Consider the following 1,233-nt stretch of genomic DNA (forward strand, 5'->3'; position numbering starts at 1 on the left):
AGCGTGATCTCGGTGACCAGCTCGGGCCGCATGCACGAGTCGAGCATCGGGATGCCCTCGCGCACCTTCAGGTACTCGGGAAGCGAGCGCCCCGCCTGTCGCATGAACCAGACCGGCGTGTGCGGCACCGCCTCGCGCCTGCACGCCTTGAGGAAGGCCGAGTCGTACGTCTGGCTCTGCGGGCTGCCCACGGGGCGGCGGTCATTGGCACTCACGCCCAAATCTTCGCACGCGGGCCGAAGCGGTTGTCGCGGGGCGGGTGTCCTTCCCTGCGCGAAGCCCGCGTTCCGCCTACTCTTCCCCGCATGGCTCCGGCTCAGGGACGACTTTCGGATGATGCTGACGACAGGGGCGGCGCGGAGGGCGACTCCGCCCCGCCCGCGTTCCGTCAGGCGGTCGAAGCCCTGCGCTCGGCGCGCCTGCGCCCCGAGGTGGAGGTGGACCCGACCCGCCCGCCGCAGAGACTTGCGCCGTACGCGTACGCGCTGGAGGCGGCGGTGGTGCACGGCGACGAGGACCTGGCGGACGGGCGGCTGGTGCTGCTGCACGATCCGGCGGGGCACGACGCCTGGCACGGGACGTTCCGGCTGGTGACGCTCGTACGGGCGGAACTGGAGCCGGAGATGGCGGCCGACCCGCTGCTGCCCGACGTGAGCTGGTCGTGGCTGACCGGCGCGCTGGAGGCGCGCGGGCTGTCGTACGCGGAGGCGAGCGGCACCGTGACGCGGGCCGGTTCGTACTACTTCGGCGGGCTGGCCGAACGCAGGCCCGCGACCCAGATCGAGATCAGGGCGTCGTGGACGCCGCGCGAGGGGCGCGGCGGGGTGCCGGACACGGCGGCGCACCTGGCGGCCTGGTGCGATCTGCTGGCGCAGATCGCCGGGCTGCCGCCGGTGAACGGCCACGGGGCCGGTCCGGTGGACGCCGGTGTGGTGTCGCTGCCCCAGCGGCGGGGCCCGCAGGCGCCGTAGCAGGAGTCACGGAGGGCGCGCCCGTCAGGCGCGCCCTCTTTCGTGTTCTCCGGCCGCTTCTCCGACCGCCTATTCATCACATGATCGAGCGCACGTCCGAATTGCCCGAATTGTTACTCACCAAATCGTGATCTTTCCCTAAAGGCGAGCGGCTCTGCTGCCGAAGAGGTTGATGACCCTTCAGCACGGTTCCCCCCCGGCTTCACCCCGAGCCGGCGAGTTCCGCCACTCCCCCAGGAGGCCTGGTGTCCGTTCTCCTCGA

At 71.7% G+C, this 1,233-nt stretch carries 2 protein-coding genes; one reads left to right on the top strand and one right to left on the bottom strand.

Features of this window, described 5'->3' with window-relative positions; translation table 11 throughout:
• Positions 1-215 (bottom strand): uroporphyrinogen decarboxylase family protein (locus E2E34_RS34215; protein WP_279637923.1); only part of this gene is annotated, 215 nt, incomplete at its 3' end.
• 90 nt (positions 216-305) lie between these two features.
• On the opposite strand from E2E34_RS34215, the gene E2E34_RS34220 reads away from it, so the two are divergent.
• Positions 306-971, top strand: coding sequence for a DUF3000 domain-containing protein (locus tag E2E34_RS34220; protein ID WP_138905702.1), 666 nt, complete (start codon positions 306-308; stop codon positions 969-971).
• Positions 972-1,233 lie beyond the last annotated feature (262 nt).

It is taken from the genome of Streptomyces albidochromogenes (genome assembly GCF_005981925.1).
In the GTDB taxonomy this organism is placed as follows: domain Bacteria; phylum Actinomycetota; class Actinomycetes; order Streptomycetales; family Streptomycetaceae; genus Streptomyces; species Streptomyces albidochromogenes.